We start from the raw sequence: 19,064 nt of genomic DNA on the forward strand, positions 1-19,064 counted from the left end.
GGGGGCACCGGCGCGGGTCAGCGGGCGCGGGCGCGCGTCAGCGGCGCGACGCGGCCCGCCGCAGGTACGGGTTCGTGGCCAGCTCGGCGGCCAGGGTGGTGGCCGGGCCGTGCCCGGGCAGCAGCACCGTCTCCGGCGGCAGCGCCCGGGCCAGGGTGGTGAGGGTGGCGGTCATCTCCGCCTCGTCCCCGCCCGGCAGGTCCGTGCGGCCCATCGACCCGGCGAAGAGCACGTCCCCGCACAGGCCCAGCAGGGACGTGCCGTCCGGGCCCGTCGGCGCGCCGGCGGGCAGGAGCTCGGGCGTGGCGAGGGCGCCGCGGACGAGGAGCACGGTGGAGCCCTCGGTGTGACCGGGGGCGGGGACGGCCCGCACGACGACGCCCGGGACGAGCGGCGCACCGCCGCCGGTGAGGCAGCCCGCCGGGTAGGCGGAGACCTGGGCGGGTACTTGCCAGGGGCTGCCGGCGGCGCGGGCGAAGTAGGCGCCGAGCTCGGCGCCCAGCGCACCCGCCGGGTCCGCCAGGCGGTACCGGTCCCCCGGGCCGACGTACACCGGCGCCTCCCCGGCGACGGCGGCCGCGTCCCAGACGTGGTCCGCGTGGCCGTGCGTCAGGGCGACGGCGCCGACCCGCAGGTCGTGGGCGGCGAGGTGCTCGCCGAGGGCCTGGGCGGCCCCGGCCCCGGGGTCGACCACGAGCGCCGCCGCGCCCGGCGCCTCGGCCAGGACGTAGCAGTTGGTCTCCAGGACGGTGTCCGGGACGTGCAGCAGCAGCATCGGACCAGGCTACGGGCGGCGGGCGCGAGGCCAGGATGAAGGGGCGGTGCCGCCGGACGGGCGAAGGAGATCATCATCGCCCGGGCGGCGAGAGGTCCGGCCGGCCCTGGAGCCAGTGGTCCAATCACTGCCGCTGTTCCCTCCTGCCCGGGCACGCGTTCTGCCGGCGACCACTATGCTGCCCACGAGCATGCGTTCTGCCCACGAGCGGGCCACGAGCGGGCGTTCCGCCCGCGAGCATGCGTTGCTCCGTGCCCCCGGGCGGGCGTCCCGCTTCCGGACCCTCCGGGCTGCCCCCTGGACCACCGGGCTACGCCCCGACGGCAAACGGGGCGCGCGAGCGTGGGGGCGGCTCCTAGACTGGCGGTCTCGCGGCCTGTGGTAACGGACGACCGTGCCGCTGGACGTCGGCCAGGTCCGGCGGTGCCGTGCGGACGAGACGAGAACGGTGTGGCACCTGCCTACCCCGTCAAGAAGGAGTGACCAGCGCGTGACCGAGCAGCCGAACCCCCGCGACCACGAGAGCACCGACGCACCGCAGGATGAGGCTGGACGCCCGGAGCCGCAGCCCGCTGGCGCGCAGCGGCCCACCGGCCTCGACCCGGACGCCACGACGGGCACGACGGCCGCTCCGCTGTCGGGCGAGCCGGTGGCCGAGCCGGACGGGCCCACGAGGACCCCGGCCACCGCGCCCGAGGCACCAGCCACAGTGCCGGACGACGGCGCCTCATCCGTTCCGAGCCAGGCTCCCGATGGTGCCGGTAACGGGACCGACGACGCCGCGCCGAGCCCCGCCGACGGGGCGACGGCGGAACCGCCGGCCGCGGAGGCGCCAACCGATGAGCAGGCCGACGACGTGCCGACCGCCGGGCCGGCTGCGGATGCGACCGGCGAGCTGCGCACCGAGGTTCCGGCCTCCGAGCCCGCCGCCGACGTGCCGGCCACTGAGCCCGCCGCCGACGTGCCCGCCGTCAACGTGCCGGCTACCGAGCCAGCCGCCGCCGAGGAGGGCGCTGGGCCCTCCGTGACCGAGGAGGCCACGGAACCGTTGGCGACCGAGGAGGCGATGGAACCGGCCGCGCCCGAGGCGGGAGCCGGCCAGCCGGCACCGGCCGAGCCCGTCGGCCAGGAGGCCGAGGCTGGAGTGACTGGGCCCAGCCCGGCCGCGGGCGGGCCGATGGCGATCGAGGGCGGCGGCGCGGAGCCCGAGCAGGACGTGACGCCGACCGGCCCGGCGGTGGTGGAGCCGCCGACGGAGCGCGGCGCGTTCGGCGCGGCTGAGCAGCAGCCGTCGGGCGCTCCGGTGGCGGCGCCCGACGGTCCCCCGGCTCCCCCCGGGGAATCTCCGTCCGCCGCCGGTGCACAGCCGCGGCCGAGCACGGAGGCGACCCCTGCACTCAGCACCGGCGCGGTGGGATCGGCAGCCGGTCCCGGCGAGCAGCCGGCACCGGGTCCGCAGCCGGCACCCGGCCCGCAGCAAGCGGCCACCCCGCACCCGGCACCTACCCCAGGTGCGGCACCCGAGCTAGAGCCCGAGCCGGACCCCGCGCCGGGACCGCGACCCGCACCGACCGCGCAGCCGGCGCCTACCCCGCGCCCGGCCCCGACCCCGCGGCCGGCGCCCGGCCCGCGGCCCACCCCGTCGCCCGGTGCCGTCCCGCGCGCGCCACGTCCGCAGGCCAGCGCCGAGCCCTCGGCTGCGCCGGGGGCCGCGCCTGCGCCAGCGGCCGCGCCGGCGCCGGCGCCCCGGCCCCGCCCGGCGCCGGTCCCCCGGCCCGTCGCCAACCCCGCCCCGGTCACCACCCCGGTCACCCCGCTGGTCGACCCGCGCGAGGCGGCCGAGGCAGCCGCCTGGGGCCGGGTCGACGACGACGGCACCGTCTGGGTACGCGAGGCCGCCGGCGAGCGGGTCGTCGGGCAGTACACCGGCGCCGACACCGAGGAGGCGCTGGGCTTCTACGTCCGACGGTTCCTGGACCTGCAGGCGCAGGTCGCCCTGTTCGAGGCACGCCTCGGCCAGCTCACGCCCAAGGAGATCGACCAGAACCTCACCACCCTCGCCGAGGCCCTCACCGAGCCAGCCGCCGTCGGCGACCTCGACGCCCTCCGCGCCCGGCTGGACGCCCTGCGCGAGGCCGCCGCCCGTCGCCGGGAGGAGGCCGCGGCGGAGCGGGAGGCCGCCCGGGCCCGGGCCGTCGCCGAGCGCACCGCGATCGTGGAGCAGGCCGAGCAGATCGCCGAGCAGGACCCGGCCCGCACCCAGTGGAAGCAGTCCGGGGAGCGGCTGCGCACGCTGCTGGACGAGTGGAAGACCGCCCAGCGGAGCGGCCCGCGGCTGGACCGGTCCACCGAGGACAAGCTGTGGAAGCGGTTCTCCCGGGCCCGCACGGCGTTCGACCGGCACCGCCGGCAGTACTTCTCCGAGCTCGACGCCGCCCAGTCCCAGGTCAAGGCGGCCAAGGAGCAGCTCATCGCCCGCGCCGAGGAGCTCGCCACGTCCACCGACTGGGGCCGCACGACCGCCGCCTACCGCGACCTGATGACGGAGTGGAAGGCCGCCGGCCGGGCCTCGCGGAAGGACCACGACGCGCTGTGGGCCCGGTTCCGGGCTGCCCAGCAGCGGTTCTTCGACGCCCGCAACGCGGCCAGCTCCGCCACCGACGCCGAGTTCGAGGAGAACCTGAAGACCAAGCTCGCGCTCCTGCAGGAGGCGGAGGCGCTGCTGCCGGTGCGGGAGCCCAGGGCCGCCCGGGCGGCGCTGCGCGGGATCCAGGACCGGTGGGATGCCGCCGGGAAGGTCCCCCGCGCCCAGGTGCAGCGGGTGGAGGGCCGGCTCCGCGCCGTCGAGCAGGCCGTCCGGGACGCCGAGCAGGCGGCGTGGAAGCGGTCCAACCCGGAGACCCGCGCCCGCGCGGAGGGCGCGGCCGCCCAGCTCACCGCGGCCATCGACCAGCTGGAGGCCGACCTCGCCGAGGCCCGGCGCAGCGGGGACGCCCAGGCCGTCGCCGACGCCCAGGCCGCCCTGGACGCCCGGCGGGCCTGGCTGGACCAGGTCCAGCGCACCGCGCAGGGCTGACCGGCCGACGGCGGCCGGCCGGGGGCGGGGGCCGCGAAGTCCGCTCGGGCTCGGCGGGGCCGACCGGGCCCGGCGGGAACGCCCGGGCCGCCCGGCAGGAACGCCCGGCCGGCTCCCGCCCGGGCACGGCGCCGCCCGGTGGTCAGCGCGGTGAGCCGCCGTCGACCGGCAGCACGCGCCGCACCAGCGCCGCCACGTCCTCGCCGTCGACCGCCGTCGCGGCGACCCCGTAGGCCATCCGCACGCCGAGCAGGACGTCCTCGGTCGTGAGCGCCCTGGGGAGCAGGCCGGCCTGCCGCGCCCGGGGCAGCGTGGACTCGATCAGGGCCCGCAGCCGCCCGACGCCGTCGTAGTCCCGCGTCGATTGCCGGGCCTCCACGAACATCTCGACGAACGTGGACTCCTCCACGACGAGGGCGAGCAGCCTGGACCAGAGCCGCAGGAAGGCGTCGGGTGCGGGGTCGGCCGCGATCTCCTCGAGCTCGGCGAAGTGGATCTCGAAGACCTCCAGCGCCAGGTCCAGCCGTCGCGGGAAGTGCCGGTAGAGCACCCCCTGGCCGACGCCCGCCTCCTTCGCGATGGCCTGCAGCGGCACCCGGTAGCCCCGGGCGGCGAACAGGCGGCGGGCCGCGGCGAGGATCGCGCGTCGGTTCTCCGCGGCCGCCGCCGGGCCGCGGTTGACTCGGCTGGCGCGTAGGGGCACCCCGGCAGCGTAGCCATCGGGGGGACCTGGTCGTAGCCGGCGGGGGAAGGTCGCCGCTGACCGCGGCGGGAGCCGCGCCAGAACCCCGGCGCCGGCGGCCACGGCCCCGCGCTCGCCCGGTTGACGGCGCCCGGGGCCGGGGGCATGCTGGCGCCAGCGATCCGGACAGTCCTGTCCGGTAGGGAGGGAGTGCAACGTGGCAGTCAGCGACCAGTCCTTTGACAACACCTACGACGTCGTCGTGGTCGGCTCCGGCGCGGCCGGGTTCGCGACCGCGATGGGCGCGGTGGACGAGGGCCTGAGCGTGCTCATGGTCGAGAGCACGGACAAGTGGGGCGGGAGCACGGCGATGTCCGGCGGCGGGCTGTGGATGCCGAACAACCCGCTGATGCGCCGGGAGCGGATCGGCGACTCGCGGGAGGACGCCCTCACCTACCTGGAGACGACCGTCGGCGACGTCGGCCGGGCCACCAGCCGCGCCCGCAAGGAGGCGTTCGTCGACGGCATCGCGGACTTCGTGACGACCGCGGAGAAGTTCGGGCTGCACTTCGTCCGGTCCACCGACTACCCGGACTACTACCCCGAGCTGCCCGGCGGCAAGATCGGCCGCGCCATCGAGGTCGAGCCGCTCGACGCCAAGGCGCTCGGCCCGTGGCGCGAGACCATCCGACCCGGCCTCCCGCTGCCGGTCAAGACCGACGACGTGTGGCTCCTCGCCCGCGCCTGGTCCACTCCGGGCGGCTTCGTCCGTGGCGCCGAGCTGGTGTTCCGGGCGCTCGGCGGGCTGGTCAGCGGGAAGCAGCTGGTCGGGCTCGGGAACGGGCTGGTGACCGCCTTCTGCAAGGCGGTCGTCGTCGACCGCGGCGTGCCGCTGTGGCTGAGCTCCCCGCTGGACGACCTGATCGTCCAGGACGGCCGCGTCGCCGGGGTGCGGGTGACCCGCGAGGGCAGGTCCGTCTCGGTCCGCGCCAACCGCGGCGTCATGCTCGCCGGCGGCGGGTTCGAGTCCAACCCCGAGTTGCGCCGCAGGTACCAGGGCATCGACGGCAACCCGTCGGGCAACCCCGGCAACGTCGGCCACCCGATCGAGGTTGCCGCCCGTGCCGGCGCGGCGCTGGAGCTGCTCGACGACGCGTGGTGGGGTGCGTCGATCGCACCCCCGACCGGCGGCACCGCCACCTTCATCCTGTCCGAGCGGTCGATGCCGTACTCCCTCATGGTCGACGCGAAGGGCCAGCGCTTCGCCAACGAGTCCGAGTCCTACGTGGACCTGGGCCACCACATGCTCGAGCACGACAAGGACGGCGCGTACTGGCTCGTCCTCGACGCGCGCGCCATGCGGCGGTACCTGCGCACCTTCGCGCTGGACCCGCGGGCCACCCGGAAGATGCGCCGGGAGGGGATCTCCGTCAAGGCCTCGACCCTGCGCGACCTGGCCGCGAAGATCGGCGTGGACCAGGGCACCTTCCGCGCCACCATCGAGCGGTTCAACGGGTTCGCCCGCTCCGGCGTGGACGCCGACTTCGGCCGCGGCAACTCCGCCTACGACCGCTACTACGGCGACCCGCTCGTGCGGCCCAACCCGAACCTCGGCCCGATCGAGAAGGGCCCGTTCACCGCCTACCGGGTCGTCATCGGCGACCTGGGCACCAAGGGTGGCGTCGTGACCGACGAGCACGGCCGGGCCCTGCGCGAGGACGGCACCGTGATCGAGGGGCTGTACGCGGCCGGCAACAGCTCCGCCTCGGTCATGGGCCGCACCTACCCCGGTCCCGGCTCGACCATCGGTCCCGCCTCCGTCTTCGGCCTGCGCGGCGCCCGGCAGATGGCAGCCAGCGGGGCCTGACCGAGGCCGGCGCCGCGGTCCAGTGCCGCGAGGCCGACGACGGTCCGCCCGGGCCGGCCGCAGAGACCGGCCGGCCCGGGCGCACGGGCACGACGGCGAAGTGTCACGCAAACGCGCGGGCCACGCGCGTCGCGGATCATGCCGACGGCCGCGGCGGCATCGACGACTGCGGTGGCATCGACGACGACCTGCTCAGCGGTGGATCGGCTCGTCGTCCTCGGTGCGCGCGTCGGCGACAAGTTCTGCCCCGGTCGGCCCGCCCGCGTGGTTCGGGCCGAGCTCGTGCAGGCGCCCGAGCCACTGGCCCATGGAGGAGACTGCCACATGCGCGGTGAGCACCTCGCGCAGGTAAGCGCCCAGACTCTTGTCCTCGGCGGCGGCACGACGGGGCAGTTCGGCGTGCACCTCGGCCGGCAGGCCTCTGACCACGAGATCCATGACATGACGATACCCATCAGACGCTCGGTGCCCGCCTGACTCACGACCGACGGATCGCCGATCGCGACCGTCCATCGCCTGCTGCCGGTACGGTTCGATCAGGCGCCCAGCGAGGGCGGCCTCGTCGTCGCGGCTCCCCTGGTGGTCCTAGCCGACGGCCGGTTGCCGGTTCTCGCTGCGCCGCACTTCTACTGGAAATTTGTGCTGCACACACCTCATGGACGATCACGCCACGGTCACGATCTGGGACGCCGCCGACTCCCTCGGTGCGGTCACGACGCAGGGAGCCGGTCACGACGTCTGGATCAACTACACCATGCTCCGCGGGCTGCGCGCCGAGGACATGCGCCCGGGGATGCGGGTGCACGTGACCTACGAGCCCACGCCCTATCAGGACGGGTACACCTGGATCGGGATCGACGTCAGACCAGCATCCCCCTGAGGCAGCGGCCGCCGCGGGCGACCGCATCGTCGTCCTCACGGCCGGGTACGGCTGGCCCGGGACGGCAGGGCCGCGCAGCGGCCGAACCGGACCCGCAGGGACGAGCGGTGACTGGCCCGGGACCGGCAGGCGGCGGCCCGAGCCGGGAACGGCGGGCCCCGAGGCCTCGGGCCTCCCCCGGCCGGGTCAGCGCTGGGCCGGCGCGGCGGGCGCGGCGGACCGGGAGCCGGTGATCCGGTACACGTCGAAGACGCCGTCGATCCGGCGCACGGCGTTCAGGATGTGGCCCAGGTGCGAGGGCTCGGCCATCTCGAAGACGAACCTGCTCAGCGCCACCCGGTCCCGCGAGGTGGAGACGGTCGCCGACAGGATGTTGACGTGGTTCTCCGACAGCACCCGGGTGACGTCAGACAGCAGCGCGTTGCGGTCCAGCGCCTCGATCTGGATCTGGACCAGGAAGGTGCTCTGGGCCCGCTCGGCCCAGCTGACCTCGATCATCCGCTCGGGCTGGTTGCGCAGCCCGTCGAGGTTGGCGCAGTCCGCCCGGTGCACCGACACCCCGGCCCCCCGGGTGACGAACCCGACGATCGGGTCCCCGGGCACCGGCGTGCAGCACCGGGCCAGCTTGGCCCACACGTCGCCGTCGTCCATCCCGGCGACGACGACCCCCGCGTCCCCGGCCCGGGGGCGGCTGCGGTGCTCCCCCGGCAGCGTCGCCTCGGCGAGGGTCTCCTCGGCGCCGGACTCCCCGCCCATGGACTGCACGAGCCGCTGGACGACGTTCGTGGCCGAGATGTGGTTCTCCCCGATCGCGGCGTACAGGGCCGAGACGTCGGCGTAGCGCATCTCGGTGGCCAGCGCCCGGAGGGAGTCGTGGTTCATCAGCCGCTGGATGGGCAGGTTCTGCTTGCGCATCGCCTTGCCGAGCTGCTGCTTGCCGGCCTCGATGGCCTCCTCGCGGCGCTCCTTGGTGAACCAGGCCTTGATCTTGTTCCGGGCCCGCGGGCTCTGCACGAAGGACAGCCAGTCCCGGCTGGGCCCGGCGCCCTCGGCCTTGGAGGTGAAGACCTCCACGCTGTCGCCGTTCTCCAGCGTCGACTCCAGCGGGACCAGCCGCCCGTTCACCCGGGCGCCGACGGTGCGGTGCCCGACCTCGGTGTGCACGGCGTAGGCGAAGTCCACCGGGGTGGCCCCGGCCGGCAGCGAGACGACGTCGCCCTTGGGGGTGAAGACGTAGACCTGGGAGCCGGACATCTCGTAGCGCAGGGAGTCCAGGAACTCCCCCGGGTCGGCGGTCTCCCGCTGCCAGTCGACGAGCTGGCGCAGCCAGCCCATCTCCTCCGTCCCCGGCCCGAGCCGGCCGGCCTGCTCCCCCTTGCTCGCCGGGTTCTCCTTGTACTTCCAGTGCGCGGCGACGCCGTACTCGGCGCGGCGGTGCATGTCGTGGGTGCGGATCTGGATCTCCACCGGCTTCCCGCCGGGGCCGACCACCGTGGTGTGCAGCGACTGGTAGAGGTTGAACTTCGGCATCGCGATGTAGTCCTTGAACCGCCCGGGCAGGGGGGTCCAGCGGGCGTGCATCGAGCCGAGCGTGGCGTAGCAGTCCCGGACGCTGTCCACCAGCACCCGGACCCCGACCAGGTCGAAGATGTCGTCGAAGTCCCGGCCGCGGACGATCATCTTCTGGTAGATCGAGTAGTAGTGCTTGGGCCGGCCGGTGACCACGCCGCGGATCTTCGCGGTGCGCAGGTCTGCCTCGATCTGCTGGCGGACCTGGGCCAGGTACTCGTCCCGGGCCGGCGCCCGCTCGGCGACCAGGTGCTCGATCTCCTCGTAGACCTTGGGGTACAGCGTCTGGAAGGACAGGTCCTCCAGCTCCCACTTGATGGTGTTCATGCCCAGCCGGTGGGCGAGCGGGGCGTAGATCTCCAGGGTCTCGCGGGCCTTGCGCTGGGCCGAGGCGGCCGGCACGTACCGCCAGGTGCGGGCGTTGTGCAGCCGGTCGGCGAGCTTGATGACCAGCACCCGGATGTCCTTGGCCATCGCCACGACCATCTTGCGGACGGTCTCGGCCTGGGCGGCCTCGCCGTAGCTGACCTTGTCCAGCTTGGTCACGCCGTCGACGAGCAGGGCGATCTCGTCGCCGAACTCGGCCCGGAGCTGGTCGAGGGGGTAGCCGGTGTCCTCCACCGTGTCGTGCAGCAGCGCCGCGGCCAGGGTCGACGGCGTCATCCCGAGCTCGGCCAGGATGGTCGCGACGGCGACCGGGTGGGTGATGTAGGGGTCCCCGCTCTTGCGGGTCTGCCCGCGGTGCGCCCGCTCGGCGACCTCGTAGGCCCGCTGGATCAGGTGCGTGTCGGCCCGCGGGTGGTGGGCCCGCACGGCCCGCAGCAGCGGCTCGATCGCGGGCGGGCTAGTGTGCCCGCGGGAGCCGAGCCAGACCAGCCGGGAGCGCACCCGCGAGCCCGGCACCACCGTCTCGGTGCTGCCGTCGGGTACTCGCTCACCGGCCATCTCACGATTTTACGGCACCCCGGCGGGCGGGCGAGGCGGCTCCGCGGCCGGCGAACCCGCGGCGTGGAGCGGCCGACGGCGGGACGTGTGACGGCGCGGGACCGACGGTCGAGGGCCGGTTACCCGGTGGCGGGAGCGACGGCGTGGGGCGGCGGGACCGACCCCGGACGGGCTGTCAGTACACCAGCACGGACTCGACCGGGTACCCCTCGAGCTTGCTCCGCCCGCCCATCTCGGCCAGCTCCAGGAGCATCGCCAGCGCGACCACCTGCCCGCCGCTGCGCTCGATGAGCTCCACCGCGGCGGCGCCGGTGCCGCCGGTGGCCAGGACGTCGTCGAGGATCAGGACGCGCTGGCCGACCTGGATGGTGTCCGGGCGCACCTCCATCCGGGCGGTGCCGTACTCCAGGGCGTAGTCGACGCCGAGCACCGGGCCGGGCAGCCGGCCGGCCTTGCGGACGGTGATCATCCCGACGCCCAGCGCGGTCGCCAGCGGGGCGGCCAGGATGAACCCGCGCGACTCCAGCCCGGCGACGGCGTCCACCTCGCCGCGGTAGCGGTCGGCCAGGCCGCCGATCACCGCGCCGAAGGCGGGCCCGGCGGCGAGCAGCGGGGTGATGTCCCGGAACAGCACGCCGGGGGCCGGGAAGTCCGGCACCTCGCGCACGTGCGTGCGGACCAGGTCGGTCAGCTCGGCCGGGAAGGCCGGGGCCGCGGCCCGGGCGGCGGTGGCCCGGGAGCCAGGGGCGGGAGCTGTCATCGTCGGCCCTTCTTGCGTCGCTTCGGCTGGGCGGTCACGCCCAGGTGCTGGCCCGCCACGACGGCGACGCCCAGGTCGTCGGTCCGGGCGGCCAGGTCCACGGGGCCATCCTGCTCCGCCTCGGCCGCCGCGCGCCGTCGTGCCCGCCGGTCGAGAACCTGCCGGGTGTGCCGGCGGACCTTCTCCGACCGCTCGCGCAGCGCCACCTCCAGCGGGGTGGCGAGGAAGACCGAGGAGTAGGTGGACAGCAGCATCCCGACGAACAGGGCGAGGGCGATGTCCCGCAGGGTCCCGGCGCCGAGCAGGAACGCGCCGACGAACAGGATGGAGGCCACCGGCAGCAGCCCGGTCACCGAGGTGTTGATCGAGCGCACCAGGGTCTGGTTGACCGCGAGGTTGGCGCCCTCGGCGTAGGTGCGCCGGTGCTGGGTGAACAGGTCGGCGTTGTTCTCCCGGACCTTGTCGAAGACGACGACGGTGTCGTAGAGGGAGTAGCCCAGGATGGTCAGCAGCCCGATCACCGAGGCGGGCGTGACCTCGAACCCGACGGCGGCGTAGACGCCGACGGTGACCACCAGGTCGTGCACCAGCGCGCCGAGGGCGCCCACCGCCATCGTCCAGGTGCGGAAGTACAGCGTCATCACCACGGAGACCAGGACGAGGAAGATCACCAGGCCCTGCAGCGCCTTGGCGGTGACGCTCTGCCCCCAGCTGGGGCCGACGTAGGTCGCGGCGACGTCGGTCACCGGGACGCCGTAGGCGTCGGCGAGGCCCTGCTGGACCTGCTGGGTCTCCTCGTCGGTCAGCTCGGCCGTCTGCACCCGCAGCGCGCCGGACCCGACGGCGGAGACCCGCGGCGGCTCGCCCTCGCCGAGCTCGGCGATGACGTCCTCGGCGAGCTGCTGGTCCTGGGTGGTCGCCCCGGAGACGGTGAACTGGGAGCCGCCGCGGAACTCGATGCCGAGGTTGATCCCGCGCACGGCGACGAGCAGCACGGAGGCGACCATGAGGACGACGGCGACCGTGAACCAGGTGCGCCGGCGGCCGATGACGTCGAGCTGGCGCCGGCCGGCGTAGAGGTCGTTGCCGAGGGTGGCGAGGCTGGGCATCAGCGCTCACCTCCTGCCGTGGGGGCGTCGTCGGGGGTCGTCGGGGTGGCGCCGGGCCGGCGGTCGTCGGCGGCGGGGCCGGCGGGCCGCGCGGCGCCGGTGCCCGGCGGGCTCGTCGCCGGTGCCCGGCGGGCCGTCGTCGGCTTCCTGCGGCGCGTGCTCGGGCGGTGCGGCGGCGGCCAGCCGCGCCCGCTCGGCAGCGCGCCGCTCGGCGATGGTGAGACGTCGGCCGTCCTCGGCGTACCGCGGCCCGGTCGGCGTCGCGGCGGCGGGCCGCGCGTCACCGCGGCCAGAGCCCCCGGCGCGGCTGGTGCCCGATCGCGCCGACTCCGGCGCCGAGCCGGTACCGGGGACGCCGTCGCCACCCGGCTCACTGGCGGCAGCGGGGCCCGCTGCGGTTCCGGGGGCGGCGGCCCGCGAGGCGCTGGCGGCACCGGCGGCGGTGGCGCCACCGGAGGGCGTGCTCGTGCCGGCCGAGCCACCGGCCGACCTTCCGGTCATGGCCGAGCCCCGGGCCGACCGGCCGGCGGCGGCGGCGCCGTCCGCCGGGCCGGCCGAGGCACCCACGCCCACGAGCGCACGGTCCGGCTCCGGCTGGGGCTCCTCAGCCGCCGTCGCTGGTCGCCGCGGCGGCCCGAACCGGCCCCGGCCGCGGTAGGTGGCCGAGCTCGCGCCCAGCCGCGCCGGGTCCAGCCCGGAGAGCCGGTGCCCCTGGCCGAAGAACTTCGTCCGGATGAGCAGCCGCATGAGCGGGTGGGTGAACATCGCGACGACGAGCAGGTCGATGAGCGTGGTCAGCCCCAGGGTGAAGGCGAACCCGCGCACGCCGCCGACGGCGAGGAAGTACAGGACGACGGCGGCGAGGAAGTTGACCGTGTCCGAGGCGATGATCGTGCGGCGGGCCCGGGACCAGCCGTGCTCGACGGCGTCCACCAGGAGCCGGCCCTCGCGGACCTCGTCGCGGATGCGCTCGAAGTAGACGATGAAGGAGTCCGCGGTGATGCCGACCGCCACGATCATGCCGACGACGCCCGGCAGCGACAGGCGGTACCCGACGAGCCAGGAGAGCAGGGTGATGGTGAGGTAGGTCAGCGCCGCAGCGATGAGCAGGCTGGCCACCGAGACCAGGCCCAGGCCGCGGTACTGCCAGAGCATGTAGAGCACGACCAGGACGGCGCCGAGCAGGCCGGCGAGGATGCCGCGGGAGAGCTGCTCGGAGCCGAGCGTCGCGGAGATCTCGTCCTGGGACTGCACCGCGAAGTCCAGCGGCAGGGAGCCGAAGTTGAGCTGGTTGGCCAGGGTCGCCGCGCTCTCCCGGTCGAAGCTGCCGGAGATCTGGGCCCGCCCGTCCAGGATGGCGGCCTGCATCTCCGGGGCGGAGATGACCAGCCCGTCGAGGACGATGGCGAACTGGTTCTGCGGCGGCTGCATGTCGAGCAGCCGCTGGCTGAGCTCGGCGAAGGTGTCCGTGCCCTCCCCGTCCATCTCCAGCGACACCACCCACTGGCCGGTGCTCATGCCCTGGGCGTTGGTGCCGATGCCCGAGGAGGCGGAGGTGACGTGGGTCCCCTCCAGGGCGGTGGGGCCGAGGACGAACTTCGCCGTGCCGTCCGAGGAGCACGAGACCAGGGGCGCGGCCGGGTCGTCCTGGACCCCGCCGCTGAGGTTGGCCTGGTCGGTGCAGTCGAGCATGTAGAAGTCGTAGAGGAGCTGCTCGGTGACCCAGTTGAGGTCCGAGCTGTCAGCGGGCTCGGCCGCGGGCTCGGTGCTGAGCTGGCCGTCGCCGTTGCTGTCGGCCGCCTGCCGGGCCGCCGCCTCGATCTCCTCCCGGGTCGGCGGGGTGGTGGGCTCCTCGGTCGGGGTGGCGCTCTCGCCCTCGGCCGGCGCCTCGGTGGCGGTCTCGCCCTCGGCGGGGGCCTCGGTGGCGGTCTCGCCCTCGGCCGGGGCGTCGGTGGCGGTCTCGCCCTCGGCCGGCGCCTCGCCCTCGGTCACCGCCTCCGGTGCCTCCGCCGCCGCGTCGGCCGGGTCCTCGGCCGCCTCACCCTCGCCCTCGGCGGCCGCCGCCGGGTCGATCGGCCCGGGCGGCGCCGTCGTGAGCACCGGCCGGAACCGCAGCTGGGCGGACTGCCGGACCAGGTCCAGGGTCTCCTCGGAGGGGCGGCCGGGGAGGGAGACGACGATGTTCTGCCCGCCCTGGCTGGTGATCTCCGCCTCGGCGACGCCGGAGGCGTCCACCCGCTGGCGGATGATCTCGATGGCCTGGTCGACGTCCTCCTGGGTCACCTCCGAGCCGTCGGTGGTGGTCGGGGTGAGGATGAGCTGGGTGCCGCCCTCGAGGTCGAGGGCAAGCTTGGGCGCGAACGAGGCGGGGTTCTCGTCGTCGGCGGTGAGCCGGACCCCCGCCACCAGGGTGCCGAGCAGGGCGATGACGAGCACCGCCAGCAGGCCGAGGGTGCGGCCCGGACGGGGCTTCTTCGGTCGTTGCGCCACCGGTGTCTTCTCTCGTGCAGGGCGGGTGGACCCCGCCAGGGCGTGCCGGCCGGAGCCGGCGTCAGGCGCCCGGCCGGCCGAAGCCGGGGTCGGGCGCGGGGCGTGGGGCCGGGGTCAGGCGCGGGGCCGGCGCTGGTCCTCGTCGGCCGGGCCGTCCTCGGGCCGGTTCTCGCCGATCGGGTCGGCGTCGCGGACCACCGGGCTGCTGCCGGCCGGCGGCATCAGGGAGGCGGCGTCGTCCGGGACGACGACGTCTGCGGGGGCGTCCTCGTCCTCCTCCACGGCGGCGAACGGCGGCTCCTTGGGCTCCTTGATCGCACCCTTGAACCAGATCGTCTCCACCCCGGAGGGGCTCTCCAGGGTGACGACGTCGCCGTCGGCCTCGACGACGCGGCCGAAGAAGCCACCGATCGTCATCACCCAGGTGCCCGGCACGAGGGCATCCTCGACGCGCTGGCGGGCGGCGGCCTGCTGCTTCTTCCCACGGCTGGTCATGAGCCACATCGCCCCCACCATGAGGACGATAAGGATGAGGAATTCCATCAGGAGTGCTCCGTCGGGCTGGGGGCAATGGCCACCTGAGTCTAGGTGAGTCCGGGCCCGGCGCCTAACACCCTGTCCGTGCTGGGTGAGATTCGACGGGCCGGAAGGTCGACCCCCGGGCGGCCTCCCCCGGCCGGTCAGCCGCGCCGGCGCCGATCAGCCGCGCCGGTGCCGGTCAGCCGAACAGCGTGCCGGCCTCGGGCCGGGCGAGCCCGAGGTGGTCGTAGGCCGCCGGGGTGGCCACCCGGCCCCGGGGGCTGCGCACGATCAGCCCCTCCCGGACCAGGAACGGCTCGGCCACCGTCTCCACCGTCTCGGGCTCCTCCCCCACCGTCACCGCCAGCGTGGTCAGGCCCACCGGGCCGCCGCCGAACCGGGTGCACAGCGCGCGGAGCACCGCCCGGTCGAGCCGGTCCAGCCCGAGGCGGTCCACCTCGAAGACGTCGAGCGCGCCGTGCGCGGCGGCCAGGTCCAGGGCCCCGGTGCCGCGGACCTCGGCGAAGTCCTGGACCCGGCGCAGCAGCCGGTTGGCGATGCGCGGGGTGCCGCGGGAGCGGCTGGCGAGCTCGGCGGCGGCGTCGTCGTCCAGCCGGACCCCGAGCAGGCCGGCGGAGCGGCGGAGGACCTGCTCCAGCTCGGCCGGCTGGTAGTACTCCAGGTGCCCGGTGAAGCCGAACCGGTCCCGCAGCGGGGCGGGCAGCAGCCCGGCGCGGGTGGTCGCGCCGACCACGGTGAAGGGCGGCAGGGTCAGCGGGATCGACGTCGCCCCGGGCCCCTTGCCGACGACGACGTCCACCCGGTAGTCCTCCATCGCCAGGTAGAGCATCTCCTCGGCGGGGCGGGCGAGGCGGTGGATCTCGTCGATGAAGAGGATGTCGCGGTCCTGCAGCGAGGACAGGATCGCCGCCAGGTCCCCCGCGTGCTGGATCGCCGGCCCGGAGGTCAGCCGCAGCGCGCCGCCGACCTCGGCGGCGATGATCATCGCCAGGGTGGTCTTGCCCAGCCCGGGCGGGCCGGCGAGCAGCACGTGGTCCGGCGGGGCCTGCCGGGCCCGGGCGGCGTCCAGGACCAGGGAGAGCTGGTCGCGGACGACCTCCTGGCCGACGAACTCGGCCAGCCGCCGGGGCCGCAGGGCGGCCTCCGCGGCGCGCTCGACGTCGTCCGCGCCGGCGTCGAGGACCGGGTCAGCCATGCTGGCCCCCCAGGTGCTGGAGGGCGGCGCGCAGCACCGCGGGCACCTCGCGCGGCGCGTCCTCGGCCGCGAGCACGGCGTGCACCGCGCCGTCGGCGACCTTCTCGGTCCAGCCGAGCTGGACCAGCGCGGCGACGACGTCGGGCATGCCGTCCGTCCCGGGCGGCGGGACGGCGGCGGGTGCGTCGGGTCCCGGGGCCGGGGCGCCGAGCTTGTCGCCGACCTCCAGGACGATCCGCTGGGCCCCCTTGCGACCGATGCCGGGGACCCGTTGCAGGGCGGCCAGGTCCTCACCGGTCACCGCCCGGCGCAGGCTGTCCGGGGTGTGCACGGCGAGGACGGCCAGCGCGAGCCGCGGGCCCACGCCGGAGACGGTCTGCAGGGTGGTGAAGACGGCGCGCTCGTCGTCGTCGGCGAAGCCGAAGAGGGTGAGGGAGTCCTCGCGGACCACGAGGGAGGTGGCCAGCCGCGCCTGCCGGCCCACGACCAGGCCGGCCAGGGTGGTGGGGGTGGCGTGCACGGCGACGCCGATGCCGCCGACGCCGAGGACCGCGTGGTCCAGGCCCACCGCCTCCACGGTGCCGGTCACTGAGGCGATCACGCCCTCCCCTTTCCGTTCGTGCCCGTCCGTCCGTCGGTGCCCGTGCCCGCGCCGGCGCCGGCCGCACGGCCGCCGTCGGGCCTGCCGTCCCGGCGACGCGGGGCAGCGGCAGCCCTCGCCGGCGCAGACCAGCGAACATGCGTACGGCCAGGTTAGCCCCTGGGGGTGACAGCGCCGGCCCGGCGCGCCGAGCGCTCGGCGGCGGCCCAGGCCCGCTGCGCCGGGGTGAGGCCGGTGCCGCTGGCCCGGGGCAGGGTGTCGGCGCCACCGTACTGGGCCCGCACCCCGCTGCCCTGCCCGCCGCCGCGCCAGGCGTGGCAGATGGCCAGGGCGAGGGCGTCGGCGGCGTCGGCCGGGCTGGGGTGGGCGGGCAGGGTGAGGATGCGCCGGACCATCTCCTGGACCTGCTTCTTCTCGGCCCGGCCGTTGCCGGTCACCGCCGCCTTGACCTCGCTGGGGGTGTGCAGCGCGAGGGGCAGGTGCGCCCGCGCCGCGGCGAGCATGGCGACGCCGGCCACCTGGGAGGTGCCGGTGACGCTGCGCACGTTGGCCTGGGCGAAGACGCGCTCGACGGCGACGACGTCCGGGCGCAGCTCGGTGAGCCAGGCCTGGAGCTGCTCGGCGACGGCGAGCAGCCGCAGCTGGGGGGCCAGGTCGGCGGGGGTGCGCACCACGCCGACCCGGACGAGGGTGACCCGCCGGCCGGCCGCGGCGTCGACCACGCCCAGGCCGCACCGGGTCAGGCCCGGGTCCACGCCGAGGATCCGCACGTCCCTACCCTCGCACCGAGGTGGGACACGGCCGGGTAGCGACACCCCGGCGGTGAGGTTGGGCCACCCGGCCCCGGTCTCCGTCGGCGGGCCGGGCTCCCCGCGCACCGGCCCGCCGTCGCGAATCAAGCGCGGTGAGCCGGCCCCCGGGCCGGTATCGCGGCGTGTGCGGCGGCCCCGCACCGGCGCGGTCGCCGTCGGCGGGCCGGGCTCAGGCGTCCGCGCCGACCGCCGCCATGACCTCGTCGGAGGCGTCGAAGTTGGCGTAGACGTTCTGCACGTCGTCGCTGTCCTCCAGGGCGTCGATCAGGCGCAGCACCTTCCGCGCGCCGTCGGCGTCCACCTCGACCTCCATCGACGGCACGAACTGCGCCTCGGCGGAGTCGTAGTCCAGCCCGGCCTCGACCAGCGCGGTGCGGACCGCGACGACGTCGGCGGGCTCGGAGATCACCTCGAACGCGTCACCGAGGTCGTTGACCTCCTCGGCGCCGGCGTCCAGCACCGCGGCCAGCACGTCGTCCTCGGTGAGCCCGTCGGTCTTGGGCACCACGACGACGCCGCGCCGGTTGAACAGGTAGGACACCGAGCCGGGGTCGGCGAGGTTGCCGCCGTTGCGGGTGAAGGCGACCCGGACGTCGGAGGCGGCGCGGTTGCGGTTGTCGGTGAGGCACTCCACCAGGACCGCGACGCCGCCTGGCGCGTAGCCCTCGTACATGATCGTCTCGTAGTCCGCGCCGCCGGCCTCGGCGCCGGAGCCGCGCTTGACCGCCCGGTCGATGTTGTCCGCCGGGACTGAGGACCGCTTGGCCTTCTGGATGGCATCGAACAGGGTGGGGTTGCCGGCCGGGTCGCCGCCACCGGTGCGGGCGGCGACCTCGATGTTCTTGATCAGCCGCGCGAAGAGCTTGCCGCGCTTGGCGTCGATGGCCGCCTTCTTGTGCTTGGTGGTGGCCCACTTGGAGTGACCGGACATGTGTGCTCCCTGGTGCTAGCGCTGCTGGCGGCCGCCCGGCGTCGTCGCGCCGAGGATCATCTCCACGAAGTACCGGTGGACCCGCGCGTCGCCCCCGATCTCGGGGTGGAAGGCGGTGGCGAGCAGCCTGCCGTGCCGAACTGCCACGATCTTACCGTCGGCGCTGCCGCCACGGTCGGCGGCGCCCTCGTCGACGGCGGCCGTCGCCTCGCCGGGCGTGCTCGGCGTGTCGTCCGTGGCCGCCGCGGCGTCGTCGGCGGTGGCCCCGGACTCGCCGGTGCGCCGACCGCCGTCGGCAACGACGCTCCCGGCGCCCGTGCGAGCCAGGACCTCCACGTCCGCCCCGACCTCCTCCACCCACGGCGCCCGGATGAACACCGCGTGCAGGTCCGGGCCCTCGCCGGTGACGGCCGGCGCGCGCAGGTCCTCCTCGAAGGAGTCCACCTGCCGGCCGAAGGCGTTGCGCCGCACGGTCATGTCGATCCCGCCCAGCGTCTGCTGGTCGGCGGTGGCGTCCCGGACCCGGTCGGCCAGCAGGATCATCCCGGCGCAGGAGCCGAAGACGGGCAGCCCGCCGGTGATCCGCTCCCGCAGCGGCGCGAAGAGGTCGAAGGCGCGCAGCAGCTTCTCGATGGTCGTCGACTCCCCGCCGGGCAGGACCAGGCCGTCGACGGCGGCCAGCTCGGCGGGCCGGCGCACCGGGACGGCCTGCGCCCCCGCCGCGGTGAGCGCCGCGAGGTGCTCGCGGACGTCGCCCTGCAGGGCGAGCACGCCCACGCGGGGCGGCGGCGGGGAGGCGGTCACGGCTGCCGATCCTACGTCCGGGCGGCCC

General features: G+C 75.6%; 16 protein-coding genes. 3 read left to right on the forward strand and 13 right to left on the reverse strand.

What is annotated here, in order from left to right; translation table 11 throughout:
- Positions 1-37 precede the first annotated feature (37 nt).
- Positions 38-775, reverse strand: coding sequence for an MBL fold metallo-hydrolase (locus MF406_RS09530; protein ID WP_242892436.1), 738 nt, complete (start codon positions 773-775; stop codon positions 38-40).
- 490 nt (positions 776-1,265) lie between these two features.
- Here MF406_RS09530 and MF406_RS19100 point away from each other — a divergent pair, with 490 nt between their 5' ends.
- The gene (locus tag MF406_RS19100) at positions 1,266-3,851 is read left to right on the forward strand and encodes a DUF349 domain-containing protein (protein WP_371744453.1); all 2,586 of its coding nucleotides are present in this window, start codon (positions 1,266-1,268) and stop codon (positions 3,849-3,851) included.
- 142 nt (positions 3,852-3,993) lie between these two features.
- Here MF406_RS19100 and MF406_RS18720 read toward each other — a convergent pair whose 3' ends face one another.
- Positions 3,994-4,554, reverse strand: coding sequence for a TetR/AcrR family transcriptional regulator (locus MF406_RS18720; RefSeq protein WP_256463882.1), 561 nt, complete (start codon positions 4,552-4,554; stop codon positions 3,994-3,996).
- A 196-nt stretch (positions 4,555-4,750) separates the two neighbouring features.
- Here MF406_RS18720 and MF406_RS09545 point away from each other — a divergent pair, with 196 nt between their 5' ends.
- Entirely contained in the window at positions 4,751-6,400 is a 1,650-nt protein-coding gene (locus tag MF406_RS09545) for an FAD-binding protein (RefSeq protein ID WP_242892439.1), read from the forward strand.
- Positions 6,401-6,592: 192 nt separating this feature from the next.
- On the opposite strand, the gene MF406_RS09550 is transcribed toward MF406_RS09545, so the two are convergent.
- On the reverse strand, positions 6,593-6,838 hold the full coding sequence (locus MF406_RS09550) for an antitoxin (protein ID WP_242892441.1): 246 nt from the start codon (positions 6,836-6,838) through the stop codon (positions 6,593-6,595).
- Between the two features lie 217 nt (positions 6,839-7,055).
- On the opposite strand from MF406_RS09550, the gene MF406_RS09555 reads away from it, so the two are divergent.
- A complete protein-coding gene (locus tag MF406_RS09555; protein ID WP_242892444.1) occupies positions 7,056-7,280 on the forward strand; it encodes a hypothetical protein in 225 nt (74 codons plus the stop codon).
- 186 nt (positions 7,281-7,466) lie between these two features.
- Here the strand turns inward: MF406_RS09555 and MF406_RS09560 are convergent, their stop codons facing one another.
- The 10 genes from MF406_RS09560 to pdxT form a co-directional block, all read right to left on the reverse strand.
- Positions 7,467-9,794 carry a bifunctional (p)ppGpp synthetase/guanosine-3',5'-bis(diphosphate) 3'-pyrophosphohydrolase gene (locus tag MF406_RS09560; protein ID WP_242892446.1) on the reverse strand — a complete coding sequence of 776 codons (2,328 nt, stop codon included), beginning with the start codon at positions 9,792-9,794 and terminating at the stop codon, positions 7,467-7,469.
- A 175-nt stretch (positions 9,795-9,969) separates the two neighbouring features.
- A complete protein-coding gene (locus MF406_RS09565) occupies positions 9,970-10,554 on the reverse strand; it encodes an adenine phosphoribosyltransferase (protein ID WP_242892450.1) in 585 nt (194 codons plus the stop codon).
- Positions 10,551-11,663: a protein translocase subunit SecF gene (gene secF, locus MF406_RS09570; protein WP_242892452.1), complete on the reverse strand. Its 1,113-nt coding sequence runs from the start codon at positions 11,661-11,663 to the stop codon at positions 10,551-10,553. The genes MF406_RS09565 and secF overlap by 4 nt, the downstream gene beginning before the upstream one ends.
- A gap of 6 nt (positions 11,664-11,669) precedes the next feature.
- A complete protein-coding gene (secD, locus tag MF406_RS09575) occupies positions 11,670-14,153 on the reverse strand; it encodes a protein translocase subunit SecD (protein ID WP_242892455.1) in 2,484 nt (827 codons plus the stop codon).
- 114 nt (positions 14,154-14,267) lie between these two features.
- Complete coding sequence (yajC, locus tag MF406_RS09580) at positions 14,268-14,696, reverse strand: preprotein translocase subunit YajC (RefSeq protein ID WP_242892457.1); 429 nt, start codon at positions 14,694-14,696, stop codon at positions 14,268-14,270.
- 175 nt (positions 14,697-14,871) lie between these two features.
- Positions 14,872-15,888 (reverse strand): Holliday junction branch migration DNA helicase RuvB, encoded by a 1,017-nt coding sequence (gene ruvB / locus MF406_RS09585; RefSeq protein ID WP_242892460.1) that lies wholly within the window; start codon positions 15,886-15,888, stop codon positions 14,872-14,874.
- Entirely contained in the window at positions 15,881-16,489 is a 609-nt protein-coding gene (gene ruvA / locus MF406_RS09590) for a Holliday junction branch migration protein RuvA (protein ID WP_242892463.1), read from the reverse strand. Before ruvA ends, ruvB begins: the two co-directional genes overlap by 8 nt.
- A 152-nt stretch (positions 16,490-16,641) precedes the next feature.
- A complete protein-coding gene (ruvC, locus tag MF406_RS09595; protein ID WP_242892466.1) occupies positions 16,642-17,259 on the reverse strand; it encodes a crossover junction endodeoxyribonuclease RuvC in 618 nt (205 codons plus the stop codon).
- A gap of 211 nt (positions 17,260-17,470) precedes the next feature.
- Entirely contained in the window at positions 17,471-18,232 is a 762-nt protein-coding gene (locus tag MF406_RS09600) for a YebC/PmpR family DNA-binding transcriptional regulator (RefSeq protein ID WP_242892469.1), read from the reverse strand.
- Positions 18,233-18,247: 15 nt separating this feature from the next.
- Positions 18,248-19,036 carry a pyridoxal 5'-phosphate synthase glutaminase subunit PdxT gene (gene pdxT, locus MF406_RS09605; protein ID WP_242892472.1) on the reverse strand — a complete coding sequence of 263 codons (789 nt, stop codon included), beginning with the start codon at positions 19,034-19,036 and terminating at the stop codon, positions 18,248-18,250.
- Between the last annotated feature and the right edge of the window lie 28 nt (positions 19,037-19,064).

Origin of the sequence: Georgenia sp. TF02-10, assembly GCF_022759505.1 — a bacterium.
GTDB lineage: Bacteria > Actinomycetota > Actinomycetes > Actinomycetales > Actinomycetaceae > TF02-10.

What these genes read in the sequence shown, in the direction of transcription:
- MF406_RS09530 (WP_242892436.1), bottom strand. Translation starts at nt 775, where the DNA reads ATGCTGCTGCTGCACGTCCCGGACACCGTCCTGGAGACCAACTGCTAC.
- MF406_RS09550 (WP_242892441.1), bottom strand. Translation starts at nt 6,838, where the DNA reads ATGGATCTCGTGGTCAGAGGCCTGCCGGCCGAGGTGCACGCCGAACTG.
- MF406_RS09555 (WP_242892444.1), top strand. Translation starts at nt 7,056, where the DNA reads ATGGACGATCACGCCACGGTCACGATCTGGGACGCCGCCGACTCCCTC.
- ruvB (WP_242892460.1), bottom strand. Translation starts at nt 15,888, where the DNA reads ATGGCTGACCCGGTCCTCGACGCCGGCGCGGACGACGTCGAGCGCGCC.
- secF (WP_242892452.1), bottom strand. Translation starts at nt 11,663, where the DNA reads ATGCCCAGCCTCGCCACCCTCGGCAACGACCTCTACGCCGGCCGGCGC.
- MF406_RS09565 (WP_242892450.1), bottom strand. Translation starts at nt 10,554, where the DNA reads ATGACAGCTCCCGCCCCTGGCTCCCGGGCCACCGCCGCCCGGGCCGCG.
- MF406_RS09600 (WP_242892469.1), bottom strand. Translation starts at nt 18,232, where the DNA reads ATGTCCGGTCACTCCAAGTGGGCCACCACCAAGCACAAGAAGGCGGCC.
- yajC (WP_242892457.1), bottom strand. Translation starts at nt 14,696, where the DNA reads ATGGAATTCCTCATCCTTATCGTCCTCATGGTGGGGGCGATGTGGCTC.
- MF406_RS09560 (WP_242892446.1), bottom strand. Translation starts at nt 9,794, where the DNA reads ATGGCCGGTGAGCGAGTACCCGACGGCAGCACCGAGACGGTGGTGCCG.